Annotated in this window: 20 protein-coding genes; 5 read left to right on the top strand and 15 right to left on the bottom strand. The window is 72.8% G+C overall.

Annotated elements, in window-relative coordinates:
- Positions 1-35: 35 nt before the first annotated feature.
- The 7 genes from MPTA5024_RS29680 to MPTA5024_RS29650 all read right to left on the bottom strand — a co-directional run bounded on the left by MPTA5024_RS29680 (position 36) and on the right by MPTA5024_RS29650 (position 5,661).
- Positions 36-275 (bottom strand): acyl carrier protein, encoded by a 240-nt coding sequence (locus MPTA5024_RS29680; protein WP_036330501.1) that lies wholly within the window; start codon positions 273-275, stop codon positions 36-38.
- A gap of 64 nt (positions 276-339) precedes the next feature.
- On the bottom strand, positions 340-1,296 hold the full coding sequence (locus MPTA5024_RS29675) for a beta-ketoacyl-ACP synthase III (RefSeq protein ID WP_036330499.1): 957 nt from the start codon (positions 1,294-1,296) through the stop codon (positions 340-342).
- On the bottom strand, positions 1,293-2,189 hold the full coding sequence (locus MPTA5024_RS29670; protein ID WP_036330497.1) for an ACP S-malonyltransferase: 897 nt from the start codon (positions 2,187-2,189) through the stop codon (positions 1,293-1,295). The genes MPTA5024_RS29675 and MPTA5024_RS29670 overlap by 4 nt, the downstream gene beginning before the upstream one ends.
- A 117-nt stretch (positions 2,190-2,306) precedes the next feature.
- The gene (locus MPTA5024_RS29665; protein WP_051458882.1) at positions 2,307-3,455 is read right to left on the bottom strand and encodes a PucR family transcriptional regulator; all 1,149 of its coding nucleotides are present in this window, start codon (positions 3,453-3,455) and stop codon (positions 2,307-2,309) included.
- A 178-nt stretch (positions 3,456-3,633) separates the two neighbouring features.
- Positions 3,634-4,083 carry a DUF350 domain-containing protein gene (locus tag MPTA5024_RS29660; protein ID WP_051458829.1) on the bottom strand — a complete coding sequence of 150 codons (450 nt, stop codon included), beginning with the start codon at positions 4,081-4,083 and terminating at the stop codon, positions 3,634-3,636.
- A gap of 14 nt (positions 4,084-4,097) precedes the next feature.
- Positions 4,098-5,261, bottom strand: coding sequence for a glutathionylspermidine synthase family protein (locus tag MPTA5024_RS29655; RefSeq protein WP_036330495.1), 1,164 nt, complete (start codon positions 5,259-5,261; stop codon positions 4,098-4,100).
- Positions 5,262-5,265: 4 nt separating this feature from the next.
- Complete coding sequence (locus MPTA5024_RS29650) at positions 5,266-5,661, bottom strand: hypothetical protein (RefSeq protein ID WP_051458828.1); 396 nt, start codon at positions 5,659-5,661, stop codon at positions 5,266-5,268.
- Between the two features lie 515 nt (positions 5,662-6,176).
- Here MPTA5024_RS29650 and MPTA5024_RS29645 point away from each other — a divergent pair.
- The 4 genes from MPTA5024_RS29645 (at position 6,177) to MPTA5024_RS29630 (ending at position 9,135) form a co-directional block, all read left to right on the top strand.
- Entirely contained in the window at positions 6,177-7,220 is a 1,044-nt protein-coding gene (locus tag MPTA5024_RS29645; protein WP_051458827.1) for a PHP domain-containing protein, read from the top strand.
- Positions 7,221-7,268: 48 nt separating this feature from the next.
- The gene (locus tag MPTA5024_RS29640; RefSeq protein WP_051458826.1) at positions 7,269-7,727 is read left to right on the top strand and encodes a helix-turn-helix transcriptional regulator; all 459 of its coding nucleotides are present in this window, start codon (positions 7,269-7,271) and stop codon (positions 7,725-7,727) included.
- A gap of 145 nt (positions 7,728-7,872) precedes the next feature.
- A complete protein-coding gene (locus tag MPTA5024_RS29635) occupies positions 7,873-8,586 on the top strand; it encodes a helix-turn-helix transcriptional regulator (RefSeq protein WP_036330493.1) in 714 nt (237 codons plus the stop codon).
- 147 nt (positions 8,587-8,733) lie between these two features.
- Positions 8,734-9,135 carry a VOC family protein gene (locus MPTA5024_RS29630; RefSeq protein WP_036330491.1) on the top strand — a complete coding sequence of 134 codons (402 nt, stop codon included), beginning with the start codon at positions 8,734-8,736 and terminating at the stop codon, positions 9,133-9,135.
- 566 nt (positions 9,136-9,701) lie between these two features.
- Here the strand turns inward: MPTA5024_RS29630 and MPTA5024_RS29625 are convergent.
- The 8 genes from MPTA5024_RS29625 to aceE all read right to left on the bottom strand — a co-directional run bounded on the left by MPTA5024_RS29625 (position 9,702) and on the right by aceE (position 20,422).
- Positions 9,702-10,934 carry a sensor histidine kinase gene (locus tag MPTA5024_RS29625; protein ID WP_063794800.1) on the bottom strand — a complete coding sequence of 411 codons (1,233 nt, stop codon included), beginning with the start codon at positions 10,932-10,934 and terminating at the stop codon, positions 9,702-9,704.
- A gap of 62 nt (positions 10,935-10,996) precedes the next feature.
- Positions 10,997-11,650, bottom strand: coding sequence for a response regulator transcription factor (locus MPTA5024_RS29620; protein WP_036330488.1), 654 nt, complete (start codon positions 11,648-11,650; stop codon positions 10,997-10,999).
- A 73-nt stretch (positions 11,651-11,723) separates the two neighbouring features.
- Entirely contained in the window at positions 11,724-13,004 is a 1,281-nt protein-coding gene (locus MPTA5024_RS29615; protein ID WP_232326697.1) for an ABC transporter permease, read from the bottom strand.
- A gap of 26 nt (positions 13,005-13,030) precedes the next feature.
- Positions 13,031-13,741, bottom strand: coding sequence for an ABC transporter ATP-binding protein (locus MPTA5024_RS29610; protein WP_036330486.1), 711 nt, complete (start codon positions 13,739-13,741; stop codon positions 13,031-13,033).
- Complete coding sequence (locus MPTA5024_RS29605) at positions 13,738-14,769, bottom strand: peptidoglycan-binding protein (RefSeq protein WP_036330482.1); 1,032 nt, start codon at positions 14,767-14,769, stop codon at positions 13,738-13,740. Before MPTA5024_RS29605 ends, MPTA5024_RS29610 begins: the two co-directional genes overlap by 4 nt.
- A 22-nt stretch (positions 14,770-14,791) precedes the next feature.
- The gene (locus MPTA5024_RS41415; RefSeq protein WP_157099798.1) at positions 14,792-15,208 is read right to left on the bottom strand and encodes a hypothetical protein; all 417 of its coding nucleotides are present in this window, start codon (positions 15,206-15,208) and stop codon (positions 14,792-14,794) included.
- A 312-nt stretch (positions 15,209-15,520) separates the two neighbouring features.
- Positions 15,521-17,479, bottom strand: coding sequence for a S1 family peptidase (locus MPTA5024_RS29595; protein ID WP_051458824.1), 1,959 nt, complete (start codon positions 17,477-17,479; stop codon positions 15,521-15,523).
- Between the two features lie 189 nt (positions 17,480-17,668).
- Positions 17,669-20,422, bottom strand: a complete 2,754-nt coding sequence (gene aceE, locus MPTA5024_RS29590) for a pyruvate dehydrogenase (acetyl-transferring), homodimeric type (RefSeq protein WP_036330480.1) — start codon at positions 20,420-20,422, stop codon at positions 17,669-17,671.
- Between the two features lie 527 nt (positions 20,423-20,949).
- On the opposite strand from aceE, the gene MPTA5024_RS29585 reads away from it, so the two are divergent.
- The gene (locus MPTA5024_RS29585) at positions 20,950-21,561 is read left to right on the top strand and encodes a hypothetical protein (protein ID WP_157099797.1); all 612 of its coding nucleotides are present in this window, start codon (positions 20,950-20,952) and stop codon (positions 21,559-21,561) included.
- The last annotated feature ends 172 nt before the right edge of the window (positions 21,562-21,733 follow it).

The raw sequence follows: 21,733 nt of genomic DNA, 5'->3' as shown, positions 1-21,733 counted from the left end.
GACGGGAGATCCGGGGACGGGCCTGGGACGGGGTCCTAGGCCTGGATGAAGTTGATGACGTCCTTGACGGTCTTCAGGTGCTTGAGCTGGTCGTCGGGGATCTCGACGCCGAACTCGTCCTGGGCCGCGACGGCGATCTCCACCATGGAGAGGGAGTCGATGTCGAGGTCGTCGACGAAGCTCTTCTCCGGGGTGACCTCCGCCGCCGGGATGCCGGTGATCTCGTTGACGATCTTGCCAAGGCCGGCGAGGATCTCCTGCTCGGTCAGTGCCATGTCGCGACTACTCCTTGAGTTCGTGTGTCGGTCTTACGGTTTTGCACGGAGGTCCGTACAAGCCTTAGGGGATCTCGATCACCTGGGAGGCGTAGGTGAGGCCGGCGCCGAAGCCGAGCAGCAGCGCGAGGCCGCCCGAGGGGACCTCGCCGCGCTCGATCATCCGGGACAGCGCGAGCGGGATCGACGCGGCCGAGGTGTTGCCCGCGAGCGTGATGTCCCGCGCGACGACGGCCTTGTCGGCGCCGATCTTGCGGGCGATCGCCTCGACGATCCGCAGGTTCGCCTGGTGGGGGACGAAGGCCGCGAGGTCGGCCGGATCGACCCCGGCGCGCTCGCAGGCGAGCAGGGCCACCGGGTGGAGCGCGGTGGTGGCCCAGCGGAAGACGGTCTGGCCCTCCTGCTCCAGGAAGGACGCGCGGCCGCGCACGGTGATGGCCTCGGCCTTGTCTCCGGCGCTGCCCCAGGCCACCGGCCCGATGCCGGGAGTGTCCGACGGGCCGACGACGGCCGCGCCCGCGCCGTCCGCGAAGATCACCGCGGTCGTCCGGTCGTTCCAGTCGACCCACTGGCTGAGCTTCTCGCTGCCCACGACCAGCACGTTGGTCGCCGACCCGGCTCGTACGGCGTCGCTCGCCGCGGCCAGGCCGTAGCAGAAGCCGGCGCAGGCGGCGTTGACGTCGAAGGCGCCGGGCGCGTCGATCCCGAGCCGGTGGGCCACCCGGGCGGCGGCGTTGGGGATCTGCGCCTCCAGCGTGCAGGTCGCGACGATGACCAGGTCGATGTCCTCGGCCGACAGGCCGCTCGCGGCGAGGGCCTTGCCGCCCGCCTGGACGGCGAGGTCGATCTCCGACTCCTGCGGGCCGGCGATGCGGCGCTCCTTGATGCCGACGCGGCTCTGGATCCATTCGTCGTTGGTGTCGAGCCGGGCGGCGAGGTCGTCGTTGGTCACGACCTCGGCCGGCTGGTAGCCGCCGAACGCGAGAACCTTCGCGCCCGGGGCGCCGTGGCTGAGCCTCACTTGAGCACCTCTCGGGCGTTGTCCAGGTGGTCGGGGGTCTTGAGCGCGACGGTCTTCACACCGGTCAGGCCGCGCTTGGCCAGGCCGGTCAGCGTGCCGCCCGGCAGCAGCTCGATCATCGCGGTGACGCCGTGCTCGGCCATCGTGGCCATGCAGGAGTCCCAGCGGACGGGGTTGGCCACCTGGTCGACCAGGCGCGCCACGAACTCCCCGCCGCCGGCCACGACGGCGCCGTCGGCGTTGGACAGCAGCGGGATCTTCGGGTCGCGCGGCATCAGGGAGGCGGCCTCCTCGCGGAGCCGGTCCACGGCGGGCGCCATGTGCACGGTGTGGAAGGCGCCCGCGACCGACAGCGGGATGAGGCGGGCCTTGTCCGGCGGCTCGGCGCGGAACGCCTCCAAGCGCTCCATCGTGCCGCCCGCCACGATCTGACCGGCGCCGTTGATGTTCGCCGGCGTCAGGCCGTGCTTCTCGATGCTCGCCAGCACGTCGTCCTCGACGCCGCCGAGCACCGCCACCATTCCCGTCTCGGTGATCGCGGCCGCCTCGGCCATCGCGCGGCCGCGCTCGCGCACCAGCGTGAGAGCCTCCTCCGGGGTCAGCACCCCGGCGATCGCCGCCGCGGCGAGCTCGCCGACGCTGTGCCCGGCCACCAGGTCCGGCCGCACCCCCAGCACGTCGTACGACGCGAGGGCGGCCGCCACCAGCAGCGGCTGGGCGACCGCGGTGTCGCGGATCTCCTCGGCGCCGGCGGTCGTCCCGTACGCGACGAGGTCCAGCTCGACGATCTCCGACCAGGCGGCCATGCGGTCGCGGAACTCGGGGATCTCGAGCCATGGACTGAGGAAGCCTGGGGTCTGGGCGCCTTGGCCCGGAGCGACGATGACGAGCACGCTATCAACCCTGCCCTGTAGAGGTTCGCCACACTGATGGAGATCCGAACGAACTTTACGGCCCCTCCTTTGTGGGGGCCCTACAGTTTCGGTGTCCGCAGGGTTAACGCGCCCCGCTCACGTAACGGACAGCCGCCCGAGTATGAGCCCCACCTGAAGGGTGAATGCGGACCGTCCCTCGGTGGGCTGGTAACCGGTCAGCTCGGTGATCTTCCGAAGACGGTACCGCACGGTGTTCGGATGCACGAACAGCAGGCGGGCGGTCGCCTCCAGGGAGGTGCCCTGCTCCAGGTACGTCGCCAGCGTGTCGAGCAGCGGGGTCCCGGCCAGCGGCTTGTAGACGTTCTCCACCAGTTGCTGCCGGGCGTCCTCGTCGCCGTCCAGGGCGCGCTCGGCTAGCAGGTCCTCGGCGAGCACGGGACGCGGCGCGTCCGGCCAGCCGGCCGCCGCACGCAGCCCCGCGATCGCGGCCCGCGCCGAGCTGGCGGCCGCGTGCAGGTCGGGCACCTCGGGACCGATGACGATCGGCCCAGGCCCGAAGCGCGACACGACGCCGCGGGCCGCGTCCTTCACGCCGCCGGCTCCGCCGACGATCACGATGAGCCGGTCGCCCTGGACGCCCGCGAGCAGTTCGTGCCCGATGCGCCGCCCCTTGTCGCGCAGCCCGTCGATGATGGTCTGCGGGTCCTCGTCGGGGGCGTACCCCGCGAACACCACGACGGGCGCGGAGGTCCAGCCGAGGGCGGCGGCCCAGGAGTGCAGGCCGTCGTCGACCTGGCCGCGGACCAGCGCGTCGACGATCAGCGCCTCCAGCCGGGCGTCCCACGAACCGCGGGCCTCGGCCTCCCTGGCGTACACCTGGGCGGCGGCGAAGGCGACGTCGCGGGTGTAGCGGAGCATGGCGTGGCGCAGCAGCTCCGCGCCGCCGGGGGCGGCCAGCTCGTCGACCTGCGCCTCGACCACCTCGACGACGATGCGGACCAGGTCGACGGTCTGCTGGAGCGAGACGCTGCGCTTCAGCTCCCGGGGAGCCGTGCCGAAGAACTCGATGCTCGGCGTCGGGCGGCCCTCGCCCGCGTGGCCGAACCACTCGACGAACGCCGCGATGCCCGCCTGGGCGACGAGGCCGACCCAGGACCTGTCCTCGGCCGACAGCGCGCGGTACCAGGCGAGCTGCTCCTCCATCCGGGCCATCGCGGCCGTGCCCAGGCTGCCCATCGCGCGGTCCAGCCGCCGTGCCGTGTCCTCCCGGATCCTGTCGCTCATCGGCCCTCCCTCACCGGCGTCCCGCACGTCTCCGTCGCCGTGCCGGTCCGTCCCGGCTCGCCCGCCCCGCTCGCTCACGCCTCTAGCGTGCCAGGTCATCGGGCCGGGCGCGCCCCCCGGCATGCCGGCGTCGCCGTACGGAGGGGGCGCGGGGGCCCGGCGGGGGCCCGATGGAGGGCTAGAGCACGGCGACGGCGGTGATGAGGCCGATCACGAAGTGGGTCACCGCGAGCAGCACGGCGGCCGGCTGCAGCGCCGGCTCCCCGACCAGCTCGCGCACCGGGATCCCGGCCACCTTGTCGAAGGCCACCATGCCGAGCGTCTGCACGGCGATGCCCACGAGGCCGAAGACGAGCGTCGCGAGCAGCCCCTCGCGAAGCTCCCCGCCGGACGACCAGATGCTCGCCGCCACGACGAGGCCGACGCCGGCCAGGCTCGCGGCGGCCAGCAGCGTGGCGTTCGGGTTGCGGTCGGCACGGATGACCTTGCTGAGCCTGCCGGGGGTGGCGAGGTCGACGACGTAGAACCCGGCGACGAGCAGCAGCACGCCGAGGACGGCGTACGCCAGGATGGCCAGCGCGCCGTGCCCGAGCACGCCGGCGAGCGAGGTGGAGGGTGCGGTGTTCATGGGCGTGTTCGCTTTCAGCCGTGGATGCGGTGGGGGACGAAGGAGGACGTGTCGTCGGTGATCAGGCCGGAGGTCTCGCGGATGCCGAGCCCGGCCGCCTCGTCCTCGACCACCCACGCCCCGAGCACGGGGCGCCAGCCGTCGAAGTCCGGCAGCGGCGCGAACTCCTGGTACACGAAGCCCTCGGCGCCGTACCCGCCCTCCGTCTCCACCTCGACGCCGGGGGCGGCGATGCGCATGGACGCCCCCTCACGGCCGAGCAGCGGCTTGCGCACGTAGCCCGAGGTCCCGGCCAGCTCCCGGGGGCCGTCGAAGTAGGCGGGCAGGAGGTTCGGGTGGCCGGGGAACATCTCCCACAGGACGGCCAGCAGGGCCTTGTTCGACAGCAGCATCTTCCACAGCGGCTCGATCCAGGTCATGGAGACCTGCTGGGCCAGGGCGTGCGGCGCGAACGGCTCGGCGACGATCCACTCCCAGGGGTAGAGCTTGCAGACGGTCCGCATGACGCGGTGCTCCATGTCGACGAAGCGGCGGTTGAGCGCGTCCCAGCCGATGTCCTCCATCGCGACCGCGACCGTGGTCAGGCCGGCCTGCTCGGCGGTCTCCTGGAGGTAGCCGGTCGTCATGGCCTCCTCGCCGGTCTCGTCGGCGTTCGTCCAGGCGAAGTGGACGGGCCCGGTCGGCAGCGTCAGCGACTTCCACCGGTCGACCAGCCGCTCGTGCACCGAGTTCCACTGGTCGTCGGCGGGGAAGACGTCGCGCAGCCAGAACCACTGCACGACCGAGCTCTCGACCAGGCTCGTGGGCGTGTCGGCGTTGTACTCCAGCAGCTTGGCCGGGCCCGTGCCGTCGTAACGCAGGTCGAACCGGCCGAACAGGTGCGGGTCGCGCCGCCGCCACGACTGCGCGACGGCGGCCCGGCACTCCGGCGGGATGCCCAGGTCGGCCAGCCGGTCGTGCGCCACGATGTACTCGGCCGCCTCCAGGCACATTCCGTGCAGCTCCTCGACCTGGCTCTCCAGTGCCAGGACCTCGTCCATCGTGAAGACGTAGTGGACGCTCTCGTCCCAGTACGGCCGGGTCAGGCCCTCAGGGTGGGCGGACCGGTGGAAGGCCAGTCCCTGCGACTCGATGACGGCGGCCCAGTCGTCGCGGGGCCGCGAGCTCTCCCGGCGCACGGCGTCAGCCGCCCCCGCCCGAGTGGAAGCCGAACCCGCCGCGCTGGATGACGCGTCCCGTCCTGCTGGTGATGTGCGCGTCCGCGGGCTTCACCGTGGTCCCGCGCCACACCCGGCCCCCGGTCCGGGTGCCGCCGTAGTACCAGCCGTACGCGCCGTGCGAGCCGTGGTAGTGGTGGTCGTCGTCGCAGTAGTCGTCGGGCACGACGGGGTAGGAGCCGTCGGGCTGCCGGTTCGACAGGTCGACGCAGTCGGCGCCCACCTCGTCGTACCGGTTCTGGGCCGCGCAGAAGCCCACGACCAGCGTGGACAGGACGCCCAGCGTGCCGAGCTTGATGGCGGTGGACGACTTGGAGCCCCCGGACGGCTTCGGCGTGGAAAACCGCTCGGGCCGGTTCATCGCGAGCGGATGCGGCGGTGGAGGACCGGCCGGGCGCGCCACCGGGTGCCGCGGCGGGGGAACCACGGGCGGAGACGGCGCGGGCCGAGCCGGGTGCGCGGGGACCGCGGGCGGGGACGGCGCGGGCCGAGCCGGCTCCCGGCGCAGCGGCCGGGTCCTCTCGGTGTCCTCGGCGCCGGGCTGGGGCTCCGCGGTCGCCGGCGTGTCCTGCGTCCTGCGGTCCGGTGCCGGCGCGTCATGTGTCTCGCGGTCCGGTGCAGGCGTGTCATGTGCCGCGCCGCCGTCCGCCGTCGGCGTGTCACGTGTCCCGCCGTCCGGTGCCGGTACGCCGAGCGGCTCGCCGTCCGGTGTCGGCCTGTCGTGCGAGGGGTCGTGCGGAGGCGTGGGGCGCTCCCCGGATCCGGCCATCGGGCTCCTGCTGTCGAGATCGGCACACAATAGCGTCGCTAGGACATAACGGGCCAACCTTCGGCGACGTTCGCAGTTCTGTCAGGAACGCGGAGTACGGTGCGGATGTGGATCCGGTCGAGGCCCTGAAGAGGATCGCCTTCCTGCTGGAACGGGCGGGCGAGCCCACCTACCGCGTGCGCGCGTTCCGGGGCGCCGCCGCGACCGTCGAGGCCCTGCCGCCCGGCGAGCTCGAACGGCTCACCCGCGAGGGCCGGCTGAGCGACCTCAAGGGCGTCGGCAAGGTCACCGCCCTCGCCGTCACCGAGGCGCTGAACGGCGACGTCCCCACCTATCTGCGGCGGCTGGAGGACACCAAGGACGTCGACCTCGACGACGCGGCGCGGGAGCTGCGCGAGGCGCTGCGCGGCGACCTGCACAGCCACTCCGACTGGTCCGACGGCGGCTCGTCCATCGAGGAGATGGCCGCGGCGGCGCGGTCGCTCGGCCACGAGTACCTCGCGCTCACCGACCACTCGCCGCGGCTGACCGTGGCCAACGGGCTGTCGCCCGACCGGCTGCGCCGGCAGCTCGACGTGGTGGAGGAGCTCAACGCGTCGTTCGCGGCCGGCTCAGGCCCGCCGTTCCGCGTCCTGACGGGCATCGAGGTCGACATCAACGCCGACGGCTCGCTCGACCAGGAGCCCGAGCTGCTCGAACGGCTCGACGTCGTCGTCGCCAGCGTCCACTCGCTGCTGCGGATGGACGCGGAGGACATGACGCGGCGCATGGTGACGGCCGTGGCCAACCCGCACGTCGACGTCCTCGGCCACTGCACCGGCCGCGTCGTGCGGGCGGGCGGCCGGCGCGGCGGCCTCCGGCCGGAGTCGCGCTTCGACGCGGAGATCGTGTTCGAGGCGTGCCGGCGGTTCGGCGTGGCCGTCGAGATCAACTCGCGGCCCGACCGGCTCGACCCGCCCAAACGCCTGCTGCGCCTGGCGTACGAGATGGGGTGCGACTTCTCCGTCGACTCCGACGCCCACGCGCCGGGACAGCTCGACTGGCAGCGTTTCGGCTGCGAGCGCGCCGCGCTGTGCGGGATAGGGCCGGACCGGATCGTCAACACGCGGCCGTGGGGCACGTGGGGTGATGGTGCTGTAACGCCCGAGTGAGGTGTGTCGTCCCGGAATCGCCCGTCTCGTCGGCGTAGCGTCAAGGTCATGAAACGCCGGGACGCGCTCGTCGAGGAGCTCAGGTCCGGCAGTTGCCTGTCCGCGCGCGAGCTCGCGTCGCGCCTCGGCGTCAGCAAGAGCACCGTCGTCCGGGACGTGGCGAAGTTACGGGAGGCCGGAGTCCCCATCCGGATCGAGCAGGGCGGGTACTCGATCGCCGGGCCGCAGGCCGTCAAACGCGCCATCGACGAGGCGCTGCTGCGCCGCCGGGTGCTGCGCGTCGACTACGTCAACAGCAAGGGCGTCTCCACGACCCGCGACGTTGAGCCGAGCATCTGCCTGGGCGGCCGCGGCGGGCACTGGTACCTGGTGGCCTGGTGCAGGCTGCGGGAGGACGTCCGGGTCTTCCGCCTCGACCGCATCACCTCGGCAGACGTAACCAGCGAGCGGTTCCCCGAGCCCGGCCGCGAGCGCCTCGGCCGGATCGCCGAAGCCGTCGGCGGCTGACCCCCTCGTAAGGGTTCCGTCCTCGGTCCTCTTCCCCGGTCGGTCCTCGGCCGTCTTCCCCGGGGCGCGCGGGGCCTCGCCACGACAGGCCGGAGATTCGAACGCGTCAGCGGAAATGTCGGTGGGGTGTCCTAGCGTCTGGCCTGTGAACCGTACCGACCGGCTGTATGCGATCGTCGAGGACCTGCGGGCGATCTCCCCCCGCTGCCGGTCCGCGCGTGAGCTCGCCCTGCGCTTCGAGGTGAGCCCGCGGACCATCGAGAGGGACATCGCCGCCCTGCAACAGGCGGGCGTGCCCATCTACGCCGAGATCGGCCGCAGGGGGGGCTACGCCCTCGAGAAGAGCATGTCCTTGCCCCCGCTCAACTTCACCCCGGCCGAGGCCGTGGCCGTGGCGATCGCGCTCAGCCGCACCGACCAGCAGCCGTTCGCGGCGGACGCGCGCAGCGCGCTGCGCAAGCTCGTCGCCGCCATGCCGGGGCCGGAGGGGGAGCGGGCGCGGCAGCTCGCCACCCGGGTGCAGATCCTCGCGGAGGACAAGCCCGGCGAGGGCTACACCGGCTCCATCGGGCGCGTCATCGAGGAGGCCCTGGTCAAGGGCGTCGTCCTGCGCATGCAGTACGCCGACGTCCATGGGGCGCTCACCAGACGGGAGGTCGAGCCGGGAGCGTTCGTGGGCGGGCGGACCGGCTCGTGGTACCTGGTGGCCTGGTGCCGCCTGCGCGACGCCGTCCGCGTCTTCCGGTTCGACCGGATCGCCGAGGCCGCCCTCACCGAGGAACGCGTGCCGAAGCGGCCCATAGAGGCGTTCGGCGCCGAGGTCCCTCACATGATCGCCCGTTATCCGGTGCTCGACTAGCACGACATTCGAAAACATGTTCCCCATAAACACCGACAGGGGGTTGTCGCCACAGGAGGAGACGCTGGAACCACGCGGGCGACGGGCGCCTCCGGGCATCCGGCTCGCACACCACCCGTCACGAGCACACGCAACAGGGAGAAGGACATGACCACGCCCGCCGCCGAGACCCCCGCCTTCGGCACCGTCGCCTGGTTCGAGATCGCCACGGACGACCCGGACGGCGTCCAGCGGTTCTACGGCGACCTGTTCGGCTGGCGCTACCAGGCCGACGAGAAGGCCGCGGCCGGCGGCATGGACTACCGCATCGTCAGCTATCCCAGTGATGAGCGGCCGCAGGGCGGTGTCTTCGGCACCGGAGGCGAGCGCCCGAACCACGCCGTCTTCTGCGTGCACGTCGCGGACGTCGCCGAGACCTGCGACAGAGTCGAGGGCCTCGGCGGGAAGGTGGTGTTCAAGGCGGTCGGCAACCCGGGCGGCCCCGACTTCGCCTACCTGCACGACACCTCGGGCAACCTCTTCGGAGTCTTCGCGATGGCGGGCGCCTGACCCGCCGGAGCGGCCGAGGCCGTCCGACGCCCGCGGGACCTGACCTTCCGTGCTTCCCCTCCGGGCGTCTTCCCTCCGGGCACTTCCCCTCCGGGCCGAGAGGGCGTTCGGACGGCCCTCACCGAGGCCGGGCCGCGGCGGCGGCCGCCGGCACGTCCCTACGCAGGCGCGCATCCGCGAGAGCCTTCCCACCGCGCCCGGGACGTGCGACGGCCCCTTCCCCCGCCCGCCCGGCCTCGGCACGAGCATGCCCACCGTGCTCACGGGGCCCAGTGCCCCTGGCCAGGCCTGAGCGTGAGCGTGCCCGCGCGGGGCGTGGAGGGCACTTTCGCCTGGTCCCAGGGCAGGCGCCCCCGCAGCTGTTCAGGCCGGGCGGTGCCATCAGGCCGGGCCTGAGCGTGACCGTGGCCGCCGGGCCCCGGCCCTGTTACGGCAACCTCGGTTGCCTTGGGGTGGGTGTGGCCGCCGGGTGCGGGCCCGGGCCCCCAGGCGGGCGTCCCCGTCGCGCTCAACGCTGCCCATGCGTGAACGAGCCTGGCGCGTTCCTCGGCTCGCTGTGAGCTCGGCTAACGGCCTGGGTCGTGGGCTCTTCCGTGCGGGGCGGCGAGCGCGGGGGAGCCGGCGGGGGCGCGCGGGAGCCGTACGGTGACGACGAGGCCGCCGCCGGGGCGGGGACGGGCCTCGGCGGTGCCGCCGTGGGCGGTGGCGACGGCCCGCACGATGGACAGGCCGAGCCCGGCGCCCCTGGCCGAGCCGGTCCGGTCGCCGCCGAGGCGGCGGAACGGCTCGAAGAGCACGGCGACCTGGTCGGGCGCGACGACGGGCCCGGTGTTCTCCACCGTCACGAACGACGCGGCGCCGTCGGCGCCGCTGCGGACGTGCACCTCGCCGCGCTCGTCGTTGTACTTGGCGGCGTTGTCGACGAGGTTGCCGATCATGCGTTCCAGCAGCACCGGGTCGCCCGTCACGGGGGCGGCGGCCAGGTGCGCCCGCACCTGCGGATGGCCGGGCGCGGCCGCGACGACCGCGCCGGCCAGGTCCTCCAGGTCGGCGGACTCGCGCGTGGTGAGCTCGCGCTCGGTCTGCGCGAGCAGCAGCAGGCCGTCGATGAGCCGTTCCTGGCGGGCGTTGGCGGCCAGCAGTTCCGCGCCGACGGACCGAAGCTGTTCGGGCAGGTCCGGGTCGGCGAACGACACCTGGAGCAGGGCGCGGTTGATGGCCAGCGGCGTGCGCAGTTCGTGTGAGGCGTTGGCGACGAACCGCCGCTGGCTGTCGAAGGCGGTGTCGAGCCGTTCGAGCATCGAGTCGAAGGTGTCGGCGAGGTCGCGGATCTCGTCGCGCGGCCCGTCGAGGGCGATGCGTTCGTGCAGTGTGCTGCCCGACAGCGTACGGGCCGTCTCGGTGACGGTGTGCAGGGGCGCCAGCGCCCGCTTGGCCACGAGCCAGCCCACGGCCAGCCCGAACAGGCCGATGAGCAGCGTGCTCAGCAGCGACCACTGCAGCATGGAGTCCATGACGAGCTGGCGGAAGCGTTCGACCTCGTCGCTGACCGACCGGATGAAGAGGGTGTCGCCGGGATCGCCGCCGGACAGCTCCGACTTGCTGAACTGCTGGATCAGCACGGCCTTGCCCGTGGGGACGCCCGCCGGCAGGTCGGGGAGGGGCGCGCCGGGCAACCTCACGGTGAACCGCCGGTAGAGGATCTTGTTGACCGTGAAGTAGTTGATGACGACGAGGGCGCCCGCGGTCAGGAAGAACAGGCTTCCGTACACCGCCGTGAGCCGCGCCCGCACCGGCATGCGCAGGGCGGCCGGGCGCCGCAGAGCCTTCCCCGCGACGGCCGTGAGCGCGGCCAGAGCCGTCAGAGCCGGTACCCGGCGCCGGTGACGGTCTCGATGACCGGCGGCCCGCCGAGCTTCTTGCGGAGCGTCATGACCGTCACCCGCACCGAGTTGGTGAAGTAGCTGATGTTCTCGTCCCACGCCTTCTCCAGCAGTTCCTCGGCGCTGACCACGGTGCCGCCGGCCCGCATGAGGACGTCCAGCACGGCGAACTCCTTGGGGCTGAGCGCGACGTACCGGCCGTCCCGGAAGACCTCCCGCCTGCCCGGGTCGAGCGTGATGCCCGCCCGCCGCAGCACGGGCGGGACCGCCTGCGGCGCGCGCCGGGCCAGCGCGCGCAGCCGGGCCACGAGTTCGGGGAAGTCGAACGGCTTGGGCAGGTAGTCGTCCGCGCCGATCGACAGGCCCTCGACCTTCGACCGGAGGTCGCCGGCCGCGGTCAGCATGATGATGCGCGCCGGGATCCGCTCGGCGACGAGGCGGCGGCACACCTCGTCGCCGTGCACCTCCGGCAGGTCCCGGTCGAGGACGATGACGTCGTAGTCGTTGACCGTCGCCCGTTCGAGGGCGGCGTCCCCGTCGTACACGACGTCGACGGCCATCGTCTCCCGGCGCAGCCCGGTCGCCACGATGTCGGCCAGGACCCGTTCGTCCTCCGCGATGAGCACCCGCATGCCGCCCAGGATGGCGAGCCGGGGCTAAACGCCGCTTAAGGAACCCCGGCCCGCCATCTCCCGGCGGCGGCCTTCAGGTGGACAGCGCCAGCGTGGGCGACATGCGCGCCGCCCGCATGGCGGGGTAGATCCCGGCCGCCGTGCCCACGAGGAGGGTCGCCCCCAGGCCCCCGGCCACCGCCCACACCGGGATGACCGAGGGCAGGTCCCGCCAGGCCGCGTACGCCGCTGTGACGCCCGTCCCCAGCAGGCAGCCGCAGAGCCCGCCGAGGCCCGACAGCAGCAGCGACTCGGTCAGGAACTGCGACCGCACGTGGCCGCGGGTCGCGCCCAGCGAACGACGCAGCCCGATCTCCCTGCGCCGTTCGAGCACGGAGATCACCATCGTGTTCGCCACGCCCACGCCGCCGACGAGCAGCGCCACCGCGCCGACGCCGAGCAGCACGTTCGTGAACGCGCCGGTCGCCGCGGCCCGCGCGGCCAGGGCGTCGGACGGCCTGCTCACCTGCACCTCCTCCGGATGCTCCGGGTTGACCGTCCGGGGCAGCACCGCCCGTACATCGGTCACGAAGTCGTCCGCCGACCGGGTGTAGACGGTCGTGGGGTTGCCGTCGAAGCCGAGGTACGTCGCCGCGGCGTCGAACCCGATCAGCGCGGCCCGGTCGACCTCGGGCGCCAGCGGGGAGGCGTCCAGCAGGCCCACGACCGTCCACCAGCGGCCGCCGATCCAGACCTGGTCGCGAGGGGCGTCGGCGCCGAGCCTGCCGGCCGCGACCGCCCCCAGCACCACCGCGCGCTGCCGAGCCGTCGCCGCGTTGAGCCACGCGCCGCGGCGTACGGCGGTGCCGAGCGTGCTCAGCAGGTCGAGCGAGGCGGCCCGTACGCTCAGCCCGCCCGTGTGGGTGGTGGGGATCCGGTCGCTGCGGAAGACGGAGGCCGAGGTGTTCCCGGTCATCGCGGCCGCGCGCACCGGGCCGATCCTGCGCACCATGCCGAGCGACTCGGGCGGCAGCGTGGCCTCCTTCCCGAACAGCGTCTGGCCGGGCGTGACGGTCAGCAGGTTGGTGCCGAGGCTGTCGAGCTCGTTCAGGAGCCGGGCCCGGCTGGAGGCCGAGATCCCCACCACGGCGACCATGGTGGCGATGCCGATCGCGATGCCGAGCGCCGACAGGATCGCCCGGGCCGGCCGTACGCGCAGGCCCGACGCGCCCACCCGGAGCAGGTCCGCGACGCCCAGCCGCGCCGGCCGGAGCCGCGGGCGGCTCGCGGGGTCGGCGCCGGCTCGTCCGCGGCTCGTGGAGTCGGCGCCGGCTCGTGGCGTCATGGGCTCAGCGGCGGCCCGGAGTGGGCTCATGGGGTCACCGCCGGCCTGGGGTCGGGTCATGGGGTCACCGCCGGCTCGTGGACGGGCGCCGCGCCGGCCCGCTCGTCGGCCACGATCGCGCCGTCCCGCAGGCGTACGCGGCGGGGGGCCGCGGCGGCCACGTCGGGATCGTGAGTGATGATCGCGACCGTGGTGCCGGCGGCGTTCAGCTCCCGGAGCAGGGCCAGCACGCCCGCCCCCGACGCCGAGTCGAGGTTGCCGGTGGGCTCGTCGGCCAGCAGGAGCGAGGGCCGGCCCACGACGGCCCGGGCCACCGCGACGCGCTGTCGCTCCCCGCCGGACAGCTCGTGCGGACGGTGGCCGAGCCGGTGTCCGAGACCCACCCGCTCCAGCGCCTCCACGGCCAGGCGGCGGCGTTCGCGGCGGCCGGCTCCGGCGTACAGGACGCCGTCCGCCACGTTGTCCACCGCCGGCACGCCCTCGGCCAGGTGGAAGCGCTGGAACACGAAGCCGATGTGCCGGGCGCGCAGGGCCGACAGCTCGCGGTCGTCCAGCTCCGCCACGTCGTATCCGGCGATGCGGACCGTGCCCGCCGAGGGCCGGTCGAGCGTGCCGATCAGGTGCAGCATCGTCGACTTGCCCGAACCGGACGGCCCGACGATCGCGAGCAGCTCCCCGGCGTCCGCGCGCAGGTCGACCCCGCGCAGCGCCCGGACGCCGCCCGGATAGACCTTCTCGGCCCCCGTCAGCTCGATGACGGCGCTCATGACGTGGGCACCTCGACCTTCATGCCCTCGGCCAGGCCGGATCCGCTCACCTCGACACGGCCGGACGCGAACAGACCGGTCTCCACGGCCACGACCCTCGACCGGGCGCCGTCCACGATCCGCAGGCCGTACCCGCCCTCGCGCAGCGCCAGCAGCGCCTCGACGGGGACCGACAGCACGTGCGCGCGGCGCTCGCTGGCCAGCTCGACCGAGACCGGCGCCTGGTCGAGCCGGCCGGTCCCGCCGTTGACGGTGATCTCGAGGTCGATCGTCGCCTCGCCGCCGTCGGTGCTCGCGGGTCTGGCCGCGGTCCCCACCGAGGTGATGCGGCCGCGGACCCGCCTGCCGGTCGGCGTCTCGACCGTCGCCTTGACGCCCAGCCGGGCGAGGCCCTGGTCGGAGGCGGCGAGGTCGACGTGCACGATCCGCCGGGTCGACGTCGTGGTGACGACCGACATGCCGGCGCGGTCGCCCTTCCCCGCGGTCACGTCGGCGATCCGCACCGGCCCGGAGGCGACCACGACCTGGCGGGCGTCCACGGCTCCGGTGACCTGGAGTCCCTGGTCGTCCTGCCACTCCCGTACGGCCTGGGCGGTGCGCCAGGAGAACTCGTCGTCGACCGTGCCCGGGTCGTGGCCGAGGGCCTTCAGGTTGCGTTCGAGCTGACGCACGTCGGCGCCCTCGACGCCCTGGGAGAGGGTGCGGTAGACGGGGATCGAGCCGTACATCAGCACGACCGGCCGCCCGTCGACCTGGTAGAGCCAGCCGCCCCGGCGCACGACCGCGCCCTCGGACCGCGTCCGGGTCACGGTGCCAGTGGCGGCATTCGGGACGGCCCGGCGCCCGGAGTAGCCGAGCGTGCCGTCGACGGTCTTGGTGTCCACGAGGTCGGAGCGGGTGATCTCGGCCGTCGGCCCGCTCGGCGCGGCGGCCGGAGCGGGCGCGTTCTCGCCGTGGAGTGCCGCCGCGGTCGCGCCGCCCGCGGCGACCGCCACCGCCGCCCCCGCGGCCACCACCGCCCGCCTCACGCCCGGCCTCCCTCTGCAGAGGTCATGACGCGCCGCCCTGAGAACCGTCCTGGGAGGCGCCCGGTCCTCCGCCGGGTCCACCGCCGGGTCCGCCTCCCGGTCCGCCGCCGGGGAGAAGTTTCTCGCAGGCGGCCATCGCGGCTTTCGTCGTCGGCGAATCCGGTTTCATTCCCGGGCCGCCGATCATCACCTTCCCGTCCTCGACCTTCGGGTCGGGCATGTTCACCCCGTGCTGCCGCATGCAGGCGGCGTATTTCAGCACGGCGTCCTGAAGTTGGGAATCGTTCGGCTTGGCTCCGTGGCCGATCGGGCTGTACTGCCGGCAGGCATCCTCGGCCTTCCTCAGCTTCGCCTCGTCGACCTGCCCGCCCTTCACCCGCAGGCGGATCATGCCGCTCCCCGGCTCCGGATCGGGCATGTCGATGCCCTGGTCACGCATGCACTGGGCGTACTTCAGGGCGTCCGCCTCCGGGTCGGCGGCCGCGCTGCGCGAGGGCGCGGGGGAGGTACCGCCGCCGCCCGCGGAGGCGACGCCGGCGCCGTCCGCCGGTCCGCCGCAGGCGGCCAGGAACAGCAGCGGAACGGCTGAGGCGGCCGCCAGCAGAACTCGTCTGTCTGTCATGGGAAAGGTATAGCGAAAACCCCGATAAACACTCCTTAAGGGAATTCGCTTAACCGTTGTTTATCTCCCCGCGGATATATGACGGAAAGGGCCGGGACCCGCCGGGAATTCGGCGGGCCCTCGCGCGGGTCATGCATTCTGCGATCTGGCATCGTGCGGGCGCTGCTCCAGCCGGCGGCGCAGCTCCGCGATCTCGCGCTCCAGATCGGCCACCTGCGCCGACGCGTCCCGGGTGGCGGGCTGGAAGCCCGGCGCGACCGCGCCCGCGCCCGGTCCGTGGTACGGCGAGGGGGTGGGCCGCACGTACCGGGTCGGGCCGTCGGGCCGCTGCGCCTCGTGGCCGTCCTCCGGCCGCTGCCCGGCCCAGGGCGAGCCGTGCGGCCCCGCCGGCGCTTCCGGCCCGTCGTACCGGCGCGGGGCCTCCTGTCCGGCAAGCGGGGCCTCCTGCCGTCCCTCGTACCGGCCGGGCGGAATCTGCGGCCGCGGGCCGGGACCGATCTCGGCCTGGACCGGGTACGCCCCGCCGCCGACCTGCAGCACGGGCTCCGGCTCGCCCAGGGCGGGACGGCCGTCCGGGTAGCCCTGGTACGGCCCGCCCGGATAGGGGCCCGCCGGATAGGAGCCGCCGTACGCCGGGGCCTGCGCCGGGCCGGACGTCCGCCTGCGCCGCCGGAGGACGACCATGAGCAGCACCAGGCCGCCCGCGACGGCGACCACGACGGCGGCGCCGGCCGCGACCCACACCCACATCGGCAGCGGGGTCTCGTCCCTGCCCGAGGAGATGGCCTCCTGGGAGTCGGTGATGTACCTGGCGACGTACGGGTGGCTCGGCAGCAGCGCCTGCACCTCGCGGAACTTGGGCAGCGCGTCCTTGTAGTGCCGCTGGAAGAAGTCGTTCAGCGCGTCGTCGTACTTGCGGGTCGTCAGCGACTCGGCCGGGTGGACGTTCTTCTCGTTCAGCTTCTCCTTGATGATCGAGACCGGCAGGACGAAGCTCTCGTTCTCCGACGCCTCGCCGTTCTCGCCGACCGTCCCGGCGATCAGCATGCCGATCACCCTGCCGTCACGGCTGAACACCGGTCCGCCCGAGTTGCCGTGGTAGGACGGCGCCTGGGTCTGGATGTACGGCACGCCCTCCTTGGTGGTCCGCCGTGCGTTGTACGGGCCCTCGGTCAGCGCCGGCTCCAGCTTGGACTCCAGGCTGAACCACGGGGTGTTCGTGACGAGGCCGCGGAAGCCGCTGATGTAGAGCGTGTCGCCGGTCCGCACGTCGGCGTCGTCGCCGAGCGGCACGGTCGGCAGGTTCTGCTGGCCGTTGACCTTGAGCAGCGCGAAGTCCTTGCCGGGGTAGCTCTCGCCGACCGACACCAGCTCGGCCGGGACCTCCTTGGCCGTCTTGTCCACGCCGCCGCCGGGGAGGCTCTGCAGCACCGACAGGCTCTTGCGCAGGCCACGGATCTCCAGGTGGCTGCTGTTGAAGGTCACGTAGATCTGCTGGGCCAGCCGGACCATCTCCGCGTCGGCCGAGATCCCCCGCAGGTCCTTGAGGATCTGCTTGGCGTCCTGCTTGTTGAACTTCTCCAGCGCCTGCCGGGCGAAGACGTCCGACAGTTCCTGGTCGCTCATCTGCACGCAGTGGGCGCCGGTGACCATGTACCCGTCCGGGGTCACCCACCAGCCCGTGCACAGCCCGCCGACCTGCGCCTTCACGGTCCGCTCCGGCGTGGTGGGCGCGATGTAACGGTCCACGTCGGCGGCCATCTGCTGGAACAGGTACTTGGCGATGCTCCGCTCGTCGGAGGAGATCTTGCCGTCGAGGACCGCCGCCGTCGCCTGGCCGACGAGCTGGTCGAACGGCCCCTGCTTGATCGTGCCGGTCGGGACGACGACCTCGCCCGAGTAGGTGTACGCGGTGAGCTGCACGGCGGGCTGGGTGCGGGCGGCCAGCCTGGTGCCGGCCGCGACCGCGTCCCCGGCGTCCCCGGCCTCCGCCGCGGCGGGAGCCGCGACGCCGAGGGCCGCGACGGTGGCGAGCGCGGCCGCCGCCCCGATCAGCCTGCCGGCGAATTTCCTGATATTTCCATTCACGCAGGCAATCGTGAACGGGCCGTCTTGTCCCCTGCTTGGAGGTGGCTTGGGGCACGAGCGGGCCGCGTCCTCGACGCGCCGGCCCCGGCCCGACCACCCCCTGGAAACGCCGACGGGCCCCCGTCCGAACTCCTTGAACGCCGACGGCCCCCGCCCGGTGAGGACGGGGGCCGTACGCGGTCGGCAGCCTCAGACGCCCATGGACTGGGTGTCGTTGGTCTCCGGCGTGGGCTGGCCCACGACCTGGGTCACGCCGTTCTTCAGGTGGTAACGGGCGATGGCCTCCTGCAGGACCTCCTGCTTGGCCTCGCCCCGGCGTACCAGCTGGGTGAGCACGGCCAGCACGATCGACGCCGCGTCCACGTGGAAGTGGCGGCGCAGCGCCGAACGGGTGTCGGACAGGCCGAACCCGTCGGTGCCGAGCGAGGCCCAGTCACCGGGCACCCACTGCGCGATCTGGTCCGGCACGGCCCGCATGTAGTCGCTCACGCCCACGAACGGCCCGGGCACGCCGGACAGCAGGCTCGTCACGTACGGCGTGCGCTGCTCGGCGTCGGGGTTGAGCAGGTTGTGCTCCTCGACGGCGAGGGCGTCCCTGCGCAGCTCCGACCAGGAGGTGGCCGACCAGACGGAGGCCGAGACACCCCAGTCCTCGGCGAGCATCCGCTGCGCCTCCAGCGCCCACGGCGCCGCGACGCCGGAGACCAGGATGTTGGCCTTCGGCCCGTCGCCGCCCGCGGGGGAGTAGAGGTAGAGGCCCTTGAGGATGCCCTCGACGTCGACGCCCTCCGGCTCCGCGGGCTGCGGGTACGGCTCGTTGTAGACGGTCAGGTAGTAGAAGACGTTCTCCGGGTTCTCCCCGTACATCCTCCGCAGGCCGTCCTTGACGATGTGCGCGATCTCGAACGCCCACGCCGGGTCGTACGACACGGCGGCCGGGTTCGTCGAGGCGATCAGCGGCGTGTGGCCGTCCTCGTGCTGCAGGCCCTCGCCGTTCAGCGTGGTGCGGCCGGCCGTCGCGCCGAGCAGGAAGCCGCGGCCCATCTGGTCGCCCAGCTGCCACATCTGGTCGGCGGTCCGCTGGAACCCGAACATCGAGTAGAAGATGTAGACCGGGATCATGTGCTCGCCGTGCGTGGCGTACGAGCTGCCCGCCGCGATGACCGAGCCCATCGAGCCGGACTCGCTGATGCCCTCGTGGAGGATCTGGCCCTCGGTCGACTCCTTGTACGACAGCAGCAGCTCGCGGTCGACCGCCTCGTACGTCTGCCCGTGGGGCGAGTAGATCTTGGCGGTCGGGAACATCGCGTCCACGCCGAACGTGCGGGCCTCGTCCGGGATGATCGGCACGAACCGGGCGCCGATCTCCTTGTCGCGGACGAGGTCCTTGAGCAGGCGGACGAACGCCATGGTCGTCGCGACGTTCTGCTTGCCCGAGCCCTTGCGCAGGCCGGCGTAGACCGCGTCGCCGGGGAGCTTGAGCGGCTTGGCGCGCACGACCCGCTTGGGCAGGTAGCCGCCGAGCGCCGCCCGGCGCTCCTTCATGTACGCGATCTCCTCGTTGTCCTCTCCCGGGTGGAAGTACGGCGGGAGGTCGGCCTCGAGGTCCTTGTCGGGGATGGGCAGGTAGAGCCGGTCGCGGAAGTCCTTGAGCTCGGCCTTGCTCATCTTCTTCATCTGGTGGGTGGCGTTGCGGGCCTCGAAGTCCTTGCCCAGCGTCCAGCCCTTGATCGTCTGCGCCAGGATCACGGTCGGCTGGCCGACGTGCTCACGGGCCGCCTTGAACGCCGCGTACACCTTGCGGTAGTCGTGGCCGCCGCGCGACAGCTTGCGGATGTCGTCGTCCGACATGTGCTCGACCATCTTGCGCAGGCGCGGGTCGCCGCCGAAGAAGTTCTCCCGGATGTACGCGCCCGACTCGACGGAGTAGGTCTGGAACTGGCCGTCGGGCGTGGTGTTCATCTGGTTCACCAGCACGCTGTCGACGTCGGCCGCGAGCAGCGGGTCCCAGTCGCGACCCCAGACGACCTTGATGACGTTCCAGCCGGCGCCGCGGAAGTAGGACTCCAGCTCCTGGATGATCTTGCCGTTGCCGCGCACCGGGCCGTCGAGCCGCTGCAGGTTGCAGTTGATGACGAACGTGAGGTTGTCGAGCTCCTCGCGGGCCGCCACGCCGATCGCGCCGAGCGACTCGGGCTCGTCCATCTCGCCGTCGCCGAGGAAGCACCAGACGTGGCTGCGGCTGGTGTCCTTGATCTGGCGGCTCAGCAGGTAGCGGTTGAACCGCGCCTGGTAGATCGCGCCGATCGGGCCGAGGCCCATCGACACCGTGGGGAACTCCCAGAAGTCCGGCATGAGCCGGGGGTGCGGGTACGACGGGAGGCCGCGGAAGCCGTGGGACAGCTCCTGGCGGAACGCGTCGAGCTCGGCGGCCGACAGGCGGCCCTCGAGGAAGGCGCGGGCGTAGATGCCGGGGGCGGCGTGCCCCTGGATGAACACCTGGTCGCCCGACTCGCCGTGGTCCTTGCCGCGGAAGAAGTGGTTGAAGCCCACCTCGTACAGCGACGCGGCGGAGGCGTAGGTGGCGATGTGACCGCCCACGTTGGTCCGGGCGTTCGCGCGGGTCACCATGACGGCCGCGTTCCACCGGATGTAGGCCCGGATGCGGCGCTCGACGTACTCGTCGCCGGGGAACCACGGCTCGCGCTCCGGCGGAATCGTGTTGATGTAGTCCGTGCTGCGCAGCCCGGGCACGCCAACCTGGTGCTCGCGGGCCCGCTCGAGCAGACGGAGCATCAGATATCGGGCACGGGTGCGGCCCTCGGTCTTGATGACGTTGTCGAGCGATTCGAGCCACTCATGGGTCTCGCTCGGGTCGACATCAGGCAACTGGCTGGGTAGGCCGTCGCTGATGATCGAGAAACGCTGGCGTCCGGAAGCCACTGGGTCTCGCCTTCCGAGAATGGACTGTGGTCACGTCTGGTCTGGTACGTCTTGCCTGCTGTGTTCCCGCGGGGATCGCGGCTCGTGGTCGCTCTCCATCCTGGCTCGGTTCACCGCAAAGCGCATCTCTACTCTTCGGTAACCGAAGCGTCCCTGCTGGCAGCAGGGTACGCATGGCCTAGACCACCGATGGTAGGACGATTTTCCCCGACCGCCCATTCCCGGTCGCGACCGGGGGTTCCTTTACCTGCAGGACAGCAGGTTGTTCCTGGTCGGGAACCTCCGTACCCGCCTCCCCGGCCGCCTACCCGGGCCGGTTCGCGATATCCCCCGAAAGAGGGACGAGCGGCCCCGCCGCGGCGCGATGCCGGGCGCCGTCCGCGCCGCCAGCCTGATCGTACGGCCCCGCGGCGCGCGGGGCCGTCCACCCCTCGCCGCTCCGGCCGTCTCCTCCCGACCGTCACGCCGTCCTTCCGCGTGTCGTGTCAGCGGGGAGCGGGGAGCGGCGCCGTCGCGGAGGGCCGCCGATGAGACGCGCGATGATCCTGGCCGTCGCCTGCCTGTTCGTCCCGGTCGCGGCCTGCGACACCGGCGACCCGCCGCACGCGCCCCCGGGCGCGGGAGGCGCCGGAAACGCCGGCGGGGGTTCGCCGGGCTCGGGAACGGCCGGGCCGGCGGGCGGGGCCTCGCCGGGCGCCGGGACCCCGGTGGCGGGGACGGCCCAGGTGATGCCTGTCATGCAGGAGATCTCCCGGTGCTTCCGGTCGCACGGCGCGCCCGGATTCCCCGATCCGATCGTGGACAACCGCAGCGGCTACCCGATCTTCCCGCCGAACGCGCCGCGCGTCCCCCAGGCCGCCCGGGCCGCCTGCGAGCCCATCGCCCGGCGCCTTCCGCCGGACGCGATGGCGACGCACCCACCTACTCCCCAGTACATGCGGGGGCTGATCGCGTACGCCCGCTGCATGCGATCCCATGGCCTGCCGGACTGGCCCGATCCCGACCCGGGCGGCGAGTTCCCGCTGCCGCCCCGGCTGCTGGCCGCCGGCAAGCGCGGCTTCGTCGCCCAGATGCGCGGCTGCGCGGCCGTCAATCCCGACCCATCGAAGCGCGTCTCCATCAGAGGGGCGGCGTCGTGAAGCCCGAGCGGGGACAGCCCTCGGTCGCCTGTCCGGCCGGCCGTTGCCTTCGTCCCTTGAAAAGGATGGTCATGAGCAGGCGATTCCGGCATCTGAGGGCGCTCGCCCGGCGGCCGGCGCGCGCCCGCGCGTCCGCGTTCGCCCGGCCGACGGCGCCGGCCCTGGCGACGGC

It is taken from the genome of Microbispora sp. ATCC PTA-5024, from assembly GCF_000511135.2.
GTDB classification, from domain to species: Bacteria; Actinomycetota; Actinomycetes; order Streptosporangiales; family Streptosporangiaceae; genus Microbispora; species Microbispora corallina.
The sequence above is the reverse complement of the archived record's forward strand: the minus strand, read 5'-3'. Positions and strand labels throughout refer to the sequence as shown.

Excerpts from the sequence above, each read along its gene's own strand:
- MPTA5024_RS29680 (WP_036330501.1), bottom strand. The coding sequence starts at position 275 with ATGGCACTGACCGAGCAGGAGATCCTCGCCGGCCTTGGCAAGATCGTC.
- MPTA5024_RS29665 (WP_051458882.1), bottom strand. The coding sequence starts at position 3,455 with ATGAGCGACAGGATCCGGGAGGACACGGCACGGCGGCTGGACCGCGCG.
- MPTA5024_RS29660 (WP_051458829.1), bottom strand. The coding sequence starts at position 4,083 with ATGAACACCGCACCCTCCACCTCGCTCGCCGGCGTGCTCGGGCACGGC.
- MPTA5024_RS29650 (WP_051458828.1), bottom strand. The coding sequence starts at position 5,661 with ATGAACCGGCCCGAGCGGTTTTCCACGCCGAAGCCGTCCGGGGGCTCC.
- MPTA5024_RS29640 (WP_051458826.1), top strand. The coding sequence starts at position 7,269 with ATGAAACGCCGGGACGCGCTCGTCGAGGAGCTCAGGTCCGGCAGTTGC.
- MPTA5024_RS29630 (WP_036330491.1), top strand. The coding sequence starts at position 8,734 with ATGACCACGCCCGCCGCCGAGACCCCCGCCTTCGGCACCGTCGCCTGG.
- MPTA5024_RS29625 (WP_063794800.1), bottom strand. The coding sequence starts at position 10,934 with ATGCCGGTGCGGGCGCGGCTCACGGCGGTGTACGGAAGCCTGTTCTTC.
- MPTA5024_RS29620 (WP_036330488.1), bottom strand. The coding sequence starts at position 11,650 with ATGCGGGTGCTCATCGCGGAGGACGAACGGGTCCTGGCCGACATCGTG.
- MPTA5024_RS29615 (WP_232326697.1), bottom strand. The coding sequence starts at position 13,004 with ATGAGCCCACTCCGGGCCGCCGCTGAGCCCATGACGCCACGAGCCGGC.
- MPTA5024_RS29610 (WP_036330486.1), bottom strand. The coding sequence starts at position 13,741 with ATGAGCGCCGTCATCGAGCTGACGGGGGCCGAGAAGGTCTATCCGGGC.
- MPTA5024_RS41415 (WP_157099798.1), bottom strand. The coding sequence starts at position 15,208 with ATGCGTGACCAGGGCATCGACATGCCCGATCCGGAGCCGGGGAGCGGC.
- MPTA5024_RS29585 (WP_157099797.1), top strand. The coding sequence starts at position 20,950 with ATGAGACGCGCGATGATCCTGGCCGTCGCCTGCCTGTTCGTCCCGGTC.